This window comes from Trinickia sp. (genome assembly GCF_051961175.1).
Classification (GTDB): Bacteria; Pseudomonadota; Gammaproteobacteria; order Burkholderiales; family Burkholderiaceae; genus Trinickia.
In genome coordinates this window covers 1-9,075 of record NZ_JBQCDN010000405.1, presented here as the reverse complement: position 1 = coordinate 9,075, position 9,075 = coordinate 1, and the positions used below count along the sequence as shown (strand labels likewise).

7 protein-coding genes are annotated in these 9,075 nt (G+C 64.4%); 3 read left to right on the top strand and 4 right to left on the bottom strand.

Going from position 1 to position 9,075, the window contains the following annotated elements; genetic code table 11:
* The coding region (locus tag ACTHL0_RS22975; RefSeq protein WP_440569262.1) for a hypothetical protein at positions 1–770 on the bottom strand (770 nt) is incomplete at its 3' end.
* A 279-nt stretch (positions 771–1,049) separates the two neighbouring features.
* A complete protein-coding gene (locus tag ACTHL0_RS22970; protein ID WP_440569261.1) occupies positions 1,050–2,114 on the bottom strand; it encodes a glycosyltransferase family 4 protein in 1,065 nt (354 codons plus the stop codon).
* A gap of 837 nt (positions 2,115–2,951) precedes the next feature.
* Between ACTHL0_RS22970 and ACTHL0_RS22965 the strand changes: the two genes are divergently transcribed.
* Positions 2,952–4,820, top strand: coding sequence for an ABC transporter ATP-binding protein (locus ACTHL0_RS22965; RefSeq protein ID WP_440569260.1), 1,869 nt, complete (start codon positions 2,952–2,954; stop codon positions 4,818–4,820).
* 176 nt (positions 4,821–4,996) lie between these two features.
* On the opposite strand, the gene otsA is transcribed toward ACTHL0_RS22965, so the two are convergent.
* Together otsA and otsB are read right to left on the bottom strand one after the other, a co-directional pair.
* Positions 4,997–6,484 carry an alpha,alpha-trehalose-phosphate synthase (UDP-forming) gene (otsA, locus tag ACTHL0_RS22960; RefSeq protein ID WP_440569259.1) on the bottom strand — a complete coding sequence of 496 codons (1,488 nt, stop codon included), beginning with the start codon at positions 6,482–6,484 and terminating at the stop codon, positions 4,997–4,999.
* Entirely contained in the window at positions 6,481–7,233 is a 753-nt protein-coding gene (gene otsB / locus ACTHL0_RS22955; RefSeq protein WP_440569258.1) for a trehalose-phosphatase, read from the bottom strand. Before otsB ends, otsA begins: the two co-directional genes overlap by 4 nt.
* Positions 7,234–7,563: 330 nt before the next feature.
* On the opposite strand from otsB, the gene ACTHL0_RS22950 reads away from it, so the two are divergent.
* Together ACTHL0_RS22950 and ACTHL0_RS22945 are read left to right on the top strand one after the other, a co-directional pair.
* Positions 7,564–8,286: an SCO family protein gene (locus ACTHL0_RS22950; RefSeq protein ID WP_440569257.1), complete on the top strand. Its 723-nt coding sequence runs from the start codon at positions 7,564–7,566 to the stop codon at positions 8,284–8,286.
* Positions 8,287–8,323: 37 nt separating this feature from the next.
* Positions 8,324–9,075 (top strand): cytochrome c oxidase assembly protein (locus ACTHL0_RS22945; RefSeq protein ID WP_440569256.1); only part of this gene is annotated, 752 nt, incomplete at its 3' end.

The window sequence follows — 9,075 nt, the reverse complement described above, 5'->3', positions numbered from 1 at the left end:
ATTGTCGTGCGAAAAATCGTCTGGCGATTGTGACCAGCAGCGGCCGTCGAGTCCCACAGCAATTCCACCTGCGAGCGCCGTGCCAACCCGCGCGCGCGTACCGGCGCCACCCCGCCCTGCGCCGCCGGCACCGGAGCGCCATCCGCCGTCTGAGCGGTCGGGCGCTCGCGTTCGACCGCGCTCGCGATCGGCCATTTAACGGATAGCTCACGTGCGTCGTATTGCCCCAGCTTCCGGCTTTCCACCCATACGACCACGGTGCGGGTGACGGCATCGAGCGACACCGCGTAGCGGCCGATGGCGAAGCGCCGCGCGGCGGCGTTGGTCCTCCAGAGGGCGCGCGGCCGGCAGATCCAAAGAACGGCCGCGTAGAGCGCCGGCGCCGCGACGAGCCAGCCGTTGGTTTCGGTAATCGCGTTGACGGCCCTTTTACCGCCCTCCGTCCAAACGAAGACGCCGATCAACGACAGCGCAAACAGCAGACATAAGAACGCGAACAGCCGCAATGCCTGCCGCAGCCATTGCGGCAACGGATGAAACGGCCGTTCGGCGCGTGCGCGTGCCCCGGGCAGCACGATCAGTAGAAACAGAAAGACACCGTTGATCGACGCCCATGGCGAAGATGCCATCGCGGAAAGCGATTCGCCGTAGCCCATTTGCGCCATCGAATACAGCCAGCGCGCCAGCAAAACGAGACCGATGGCGCGCAGCGTGAACATCGTACCGGCACCGGGTGCCGGATCCGCTCGCGTGGGGGTCGCTCTCGCCAAGACGCTCTCCTGAGATCAGTCGTTATCACCGCCGTTTTTCGCGGCAGCAGCATTATAGGGATTTTGTGCGCTGCGTTTTCTCTCGGCCACGAATCCGAACCAACGAATCGCGCCCCAAAATCGAAGAACGGCGTCCCGCTGGCCGAGCGGCACGTCGGAACGGCGTAAGGTGGCATCGCAAACGACACGCCCCGCGTGCCGGACGGCAGGCGGGGCGTGGACAGGGCTGACTGCGATCGCGAGGGGCGAAGCCGCCGCGCCGCGTGAAGCTTTAAAGTTTTAGCCGGCGGCGACTTCGCGCAGCACGGTGCGACGCTTTTGACGCAGCAGGTTTTCGTACGACGCAAGGTAGTTCTGCGCCATCACCTTCGACGTGAACCGCGCTTCAAATGCCTTACGCACCGTTTCGCGCGGCAGCGACGACAGACGCTTGACCGCGGCGACAGCCGACAGTTCGTCTTCGACGACAAAGCCCGACACGCCGTTCTCGATAACTTCCGGCACCGAACCGCGCTTGAACGCGATCACAGGCGTACCGCAGGCCATCGCTTCGATCATGACGAGCCCGAACGGCTCCGGCCAATCGATCGGGAACAGCAATGCGTGCGCGCCACCGAGGAATTCGGCCTTCTCGGATTCGCTGATTTCGCCGATGTATTCGACATGCGGCAGCGCGAACAGCGGCTTGATCTGCTCTTCGTAGTAAGCGCGATCGGCTTTATCCAGCTTCGCGGCGATCTTGATTTTCATGCCGGCCTTTTCGGCGATACGGATAGCCGTATCGACGCGCTTCTCCGGCGAAATACGGCCGAGGAACGCGAGGTAGCTCGGCTCGATATCCTTGCGCGGCGTCAGCAGGTTCTCAGGCAGGCCGTGATAGACCGTCGAGAGCCAGCTCGCCTGGGGCAGCGGCATACGCTGGTTGTCCGAGATCGACACCACCGGGACTTCGTTGAACGTATTGAAGATCGGCTGCAGTTCGGGCAGATCGAGACGGCCGTGCAGCGTCGTGAGGTGCGGCACCGGCTGACGCGAGAACAGCGAGAACGGGTAGTAATCGATGTGGAAATGCAGCACGTCGAATTCATCGGCGCGGCGGCGCACTTCCTCAAGCAGCAGCATGTGAGGGGCCATCGTGTCGCGGATCGACGGATCGAGACGCAGCGCCTGCGGCCAGAACGCTTCGAGCTTGGCCGAGGTCTGCGAATCGCCGCTCGCGAACAGCGTCACGTCGTGGCCGAGTTCGACGAGCGCTTCCGTCAGATACGACACCACGCGCTCCGTTCCGCCGTACAGCTTCGGAGGAACCGCTTCATGCAAAGGAGCGATTTGAGCGATCCGCATAGTGATGAACTCCTAATAAAAATTCAGGCAAATGTACAACCGTTGTTTTTCGAAGCGAATCGCCCGCTCCAGCACCCGGCGGCAGCACCCCGTCCTGCGCGGACGGGGGCGATTCGCCCTTGGCCGTCGACGAATACCTCGACCGATCTTGGGGCCACGCGCCACAGTCGTTAAACGCACGGCTCGCCCAACCGTTGACGGGTTGACGGCACCGCGTCAAATTCCCTAGGGCAAACCCGGATCGATTATCCGACCGGTCTCATGCTGCGCCGCAGAACATTTCAAACTCTTTACGTTGTTACACGGCGGATACACTTCGCCCGCCATGGCGGAACGAGCGGCGCCTACAGTAAGCCGAAGGCGCCCAGGATCGGACGCGGCCGGACTCGCCAGTCACTCCTACCCAGCAGCCGCCGTGCCACACCTGCTCGCGCAGACGCTTTTTTTGGCCCCGCTTCCGGCCCAGCTTCCGGCCCCGTTTTTGCTTGGTTTCTGGCGCTGTTTCCGGCACCCATCGATGGCTCCGGTACGGTCATACGCCGCGTGATCCGGCCCCGAATGTCGCCAATCTGTAAGGATATGCAAGGCATTCGGACATAACCGGCTATTGTATCGGAAAATTACGGTTAGCTTCAGCCAACCTTTCAGCCGGAACGCGCACTGAACTTGCTCCGTCGAGCGGGGACGATGCGCCGCCGCAAACGGCGTTGTGCATAACCAACGCTCGTCGTGAAGCCCCGGGGAAGTTCCGCGGATGTTTACAATGGCGCCGTGCCGCGTCATCTCGTTATTGCGCGAGATTGGCTGCCGGTCCGCCCCACGCAGACTATGCTTTTGATGACTCTCGCTTCGCGTGCCTCGCACGAACCACAATTGGAACATTCGACCGTCGCCGAGCGTAACGCTCGCAACGCCAGGCTTTCGAGCTATGCCGACCGGCCCTTGGCGTTCCTGCTCAGTTACATCCGGCGCCATCCCGTCTCCCACGCGATCGTGCTGGGGAGCGTCTTCGCGGCCGTCGCCTGCGCGCTGGCGTCGCAATACGCGATCAAGCATCTGATCGACGTGCTCGGCATGGGTCGGCACCACCCTGGCCCGCTGTGGGGCGCATTCGCGATCCTCGTCGGGCTCATCGCCGCCGACAACCTGCTGTGGCGGATCGGAGGATGGGTGGCCGCACATGCATTCGTCGATGTCACGGGCGACCTGCGGCGCGATTTGTTCCAGTACCTGACGGGCCACTCGCCGACGTATTTCTCGGAACGCCAGCCCGGCACGCTCGCCAGCCGTATCACCGCGACCTCGAACGCCGTCTACACGTCAGAAAATACGATGGCGTGGAACGTATTACCGCCCTGTATCGCCGTGATCGGCGCCATCGCCATGATCATCACGGTGAATCCGATCATGGCCGGCAGTCTGATGTTGTGCTCCGGCGTGCTGGCCATCGTGCTATTCAAGCTCGCCGGACGCGGCTCGTCGCGGCATCACAACTTCGCCACGAAAGCCGCGGCCGTCGACGGCGAACTCGTCGACGTGATCGGCAACATGGCCCTCGTGCGCGCCTTCGGCATGACCTTCCGCGAGCAGCGGCGCTTCGGCGAAACGGTCAAGGCCGAGATGGACGCGCGCCAGCAAAGCCTGCTCTATCTGGAGAAGCTGCGGCTTTTGCACGCCGTGATCACGGCGCTGCTGTCGGCCGGCTTGCTGGGCTGGGCGCTGTGGCTATGGACGCAGGGGCGCGCAACCTCGGGCGATATCGTTCTGACGAGTTCCCTCGGGTTCACGATCCTGCACGGCACGCGCGATCTGGCCGTCGCGCTCGTGGATGTCACCCAGCACATCGCACGGCTTGCCGAGGCGGTCAAAACGCTGCTCGAACCGCACGGCATGCCCGATCACGAAGAGGCGGTACCGCTCGTCACGCATGGCGGACGCGTCGACTTCGAGGGTGTGACCTTCGCCTATCCCCGCCGCAAGCCGATCCTCGATCATTTCGATCTGCACATCGAGGCGGGACAGCGGGTTGGGCTCGTCGGCAAATCGGGCGCCGGCAAATCGACCGTCCTCGCGTTGCTGCAACGGTTCTATGAAACGCAAGGCGGCTCGATCCGGGTCGACGGCCAGGACATCGGCACCATCACACAAGACAGCCTGCGCCACTCGGTCGCGCTCGTGCCGCAGGACATCGCGCTGTTTCATCGGACGGTGTACGAAAACATCGCTTACGGCCGGCCCGAAGCGACGCGCGAAGAAGTGCATGCCGCCGCACGCGAGGCGCGCTGCACGGATTTCATCGAAGCGATGCCTGACGGGTTCGACACGATCGTCGGCGATCGCGGCGTGAAGCTCTCCGGCGGTCAACGGCAACGGATCGCGATCGCACGCGCGATCTTGAAGAACGCGCCGATTCTGCTGCTCGACGAAGCCACCTCCGCGCTCGACAGCGCCTCGGAAGAAGCGATCCAGCAAGCGCTCGACCGGCTCATGGTGGGACGCACGGTGATCGCCATCGCCCACCGGCTGTCGACGCTGCAGCACTTCGACCGCATCATCGTCATGAGCGCCGGCAAAGTCATCGACGACGGCACCCCGGAAGCGCTGCGCAATCGCCCAGGCATCTATCGCGATCTGCTGGCCAAGCAACACGGCAAGGCGATGCACCTGCACCCCGGCGGCCGCAAAGTGGACGAACACGTCGCATAACATTGCCCCGGCCAGCACCGGCTGACGTCGGCTGGCGTGGCACCAGAAACAGGCCCGGCATGTCTCCATGCCGGGCCGTTTCGTTTTCCGCTCGCTCTCTTGTTTCCGCTCCAACTTTCGGTTCGGCTTCCCGCGAGCGCGGCTTCACCCCGCGCCCGGCTTCGCGCTCAACGGTGTCAGGCCGGCACGCGCTTGCGCGGCGCCTTCGCGCGAGCGGTCTGAGCCACCTCGCCCGCCGGTTTCTGTGCCGGCGCCGCGCCGCCGCTTTGCGCAAGATCGCGCAAGAACGTGTCGCGCCAGACAGACACGTTGTTATCGCGCAGCTGAGCGATCATGTCCCGATAGCGCGCGCGCCGCTCCGCCACCGGCATCGACAGCGCCTGCGCCAGCGCCTGCGCCATGCCGTCGATATCGATCGGATTGACGATCAGTGCCCCCGTCAACTCGTCGGCGGCTCCGGCAAAGCGCGACAGCACCAGCACCCCCGGATCGTCCGGATCTTGCGCGGAGACGTATTCCTTCGCGACGAGGTTCATGCCGTCACGCAACGGTGTGACGTAGCCGACATGCGATTCGCGGAACAGCGCGGCCAGCACGGACCGCTCGTACTGCCGGTGAATGTACCGGATCGGCGTCCAATCGAGCTCGGCGAAGCGGCCGTTGATGCGGCCGAGTTCCGATTCGAGCCGCAACCGGATGTCCTGATAGGCGTGCATATCCGCCCGCGTAGGCGGTGCGATCTGCACGAACGATACGTTGTTGCGGCAGGCCGGCACATGATCGAGCAATCGCTCGAATGCGCGAAAGCGTTCGACGAGCCCCTTCGAATAATCGAGCCGGTCCACGCTCATGATCAGCTTGCGGTCATGCAGGGTCTGGCGCATCGTGCGAACCGATTTGCCGCGCGAGCCGGCTTTGGCGAGTTGCGCGATTTCGTCGGGATAAACGCCGATCGGATAGGCGGCCGCATGCAGCGAGCGCCCGAACGCGCGCACGAGCGCGGGCGAACCGGCAACGAACGAACCGCGGCCCTCACCGCCTTCGATCTCCCCGCCCGCTTCGTGCACGATGTAATCGCAGAACGCGCGCACGTCGGCCTGGGTCTGGAAGCCGAGCAAGTCGAACGAACAGAGCGCCTCGACGAGCGCGCGATGCGGCGGAATGGCGAGCAGCACCTGGGCCGCCGGAAACGGAATGTGCAGGAAAAAGCCGATCCGGTTCTTCACACCGGCCGCGCGCAGCGCCTGCGCGAACGGAATCAGGTGATAGTCGTGCACCCAGATGACATCATCGGCGCGCAGCAGCGGCACGAGCTGCTGCGCCAGCCAGGTATTGACGCGCCAATAGCCCTCGAAGTCGTGGCCGTCGTACTGGATCAGATCGGCGCGGTAGTGAAACGCGGGCCACAGCGTCGCGTTCGAAAAACCGCGGTAGTACTGATCGTAGTCGCGCCGCGCGAGGCCGATCGTCGCGAACGTGACGGGCCCCTGTTCGACAAGCTGCAGCTGAGGCTGCCCCGACGAAACCACCTCGCCGCTCCAGCCGAACCACATACCGCCCGTTTCCTTGAGCGCGTCGTAGACGCCGACGGCCAGGCCGCCCGCCGCGGGGCCGCCCTCGGAAATCGGTGCGACCCGATTCGATACGATGATCAGCCGACTCATGAGGTGCGCCGCGCCGCGCCGACGATATCGGCAAGCCAGCCGGCGAATGCACCGACCGAATCGATCCGCGTGCGGGCCGACGTATCGCCGGCCCCAACCTTGATCGAGAGGCCGCCGCGCTCGTTCACGACCGCGAATGCCTTTTCGTCGGTCAGATCGTCGCCGGCAAACACCGGCAGGCGTCCTGCAAACGGCGGCTCGTCGAGGAAGGCCGCCACCGCGCGCCCTTTGTCGACGTTCTTCGGCTTGATTTCGTAGACCATTTTGCCCGGCTGCAGCACGTAGGCATCCGCGTGCTCGTCGACCAGACGTTGCGTCGCGTCGCGCGCCGCCGTTTCCGCCAGCGGGGCATTGCGAAAGTGCAGCGCAAGCGCGGCGCCCTTGATTTCGAGCAGCGTGCCGGGGTGGGTCTTGACGAGTTCCGCCAACACGCGCTCCATGCGCAGCAGACGCTCGTCGTTGAAGCCAACCCTGACGGTGTCGCCGCTCGCATCGCGCCGCTCGGCGCCATGCAGACCGGCAATGGGCAAGTCGGGCATGCCGAGGAATGCGTCGATGCTGTCGATGCCCCGGCCGGACACGACGGCCACGGCGCCGCGCGTCAAATGGCGCAGTTGCGCAAGGGAATCGACGACGGACGGCGGCACGACGACCCCGTCAGGGGTGGGCGCCAGCTCGACGAGCGTGCCGTCGAAATCGAAGAAGAACGCCGTCTCACTTGGAGACAGAAAAGCCGGTAAAGATTGCATCAGCTTGATTCGCGTGACGGCCCCGCACCGCGTTTAGCCGTGCAGAACCGGAAAAGTTTGCGCATCTTACCGCGCCTGGGTCGCCTTTTCGAGCAACAATGCCTCGAAAGGTTCCGGTCGGCTGACCGGCGACGCGACGCGGCTTCCCTGCGCCGTATCTTGCCTCGTCTTGCCTGCTCCTGCGACATATTGCCCCGCAATCAACCGGTATCCAGCGCTCGAACGGAAACGGAAAGGTATTTGCGCTATAGTCCCTGCCTCGCAGCCGCCCCGGCGGCGCCGCCCGGCGAGGGCGGGCCCGCGGCGCTGATGCACCCTCACGAGTCACGCATGTCGCACTGTGTTCTGCGCGTCGGGCCGCAGCCCGGCGCATCGCCTTACGTCGGCCCCGCCTCCTTCGCATTCGATCAGGCTGCCCCCCGTGTACCCGATGTTCCGCGGCCGCGCGCCGCATGGGCGCGGGTACTTCGAAGCCTGCTGGGCGTGGCCTGCGCTGCGCTCATTGCCGGCTGCTCGCACGACGACGGCCCTTGGCAATTGACGAACGTAACCGGCCACCTACCCGATCTCGCCTTCACGTTGACGGAAGATTCGGGCCAAAGCGTGACTGGGTCCGCGTTCCGCGGCAACACGACGCTCGTCTATTTCGGCTATACGCATTGCCCCGACGTCTGCCCCGAAACCATGGCGCGGCTCATGCAAGTGCTCGCGAAGCTGCCGGCCGCCGACGCGAAGCAAGTGCGCATTCTCTTCATATCGGTCGACCCGGCACGCGATACGCCGCAAGCGCTGCACGAATACGTGACGGCGTTCGACGCCGAGCACATTCGGGGCCTGACAGGCACCGACGCACAGGTCGAATCGTTGGCCAAGCGCTACCGCGTCGCCTATCAGATGGAAAAGCGCGACCCGAACGGCAGCTACGAAGTCACGCACAGCTCGGCCGTCTATATTTTCGATGGCAAGGGCCACGCACGGCTGCTGGCCACGGACAGCGACACGCCCGATGCGATCGCACACGACCTGCGGCGCGTCATCGAGCACGGGACTTGAGGATTTGAGGACGTGAGGACTTGAGGCGGAAGCGACCATGAACCTGCTTGACTGGCTCGATCCCTGGGAACCGTCGCCGACAGTCGTCGTGGCGGTGCTCGCAGCGGCCATCCTGTATGCGCGCGGCGTGCGGCATGCCAGGGTATCGCTGCTGCGCCAGGTTTCATTCTGGTTCGGGCTCGTCGCGCTTTACATCGCCTTGCACACGCGGCTCGATTATTTTTTCGAGCACGAGTTCTTCATGCATCGCTTGCAGCACTTGGTGCTGCATCACCTTGGGCCCTTCTTCATCGCGTGGTCGTACCCGGGCGCCGCGTTGCGCGCCGGCATTCCGTTCAGTTGGCGCCAACGCTTCATCGGGCCGGCCGTCAGGACGAAACCGATGCGCGTGTTGTTCGACATCGTCTTTCATCCCGTGGTGGCCGTCGTCCTGTTCGTGGGGCTGATCTACTTTTGGCTGCTTTCGCCGATCCACTTCAAGGCGATGCTCGACTGGCGCCTCTATCGGATCATGAACTGGAGCATGGTGGTGGACGGGCTCTTGTTCTGGTGGCTCGTACTCGATCCGCGCCCCGCGCCGCCCGCGCGGCTGGCGCCGGGACGGCGGATCATGATCGTCGTCGCCGCCATTCCGCCGCAAATCGTCCTGGGCGCGTTGATCTTTTTCACGCCGCGCGAGCTCTATCCGATCTACTCGATCTGCGGCCGCGCATTCACATGGATCAGTCCGATCCGCGACCAGCAGATCGGCGGGTTACTGCTTTGGATTCCGGGCTCGATGATGAGCGT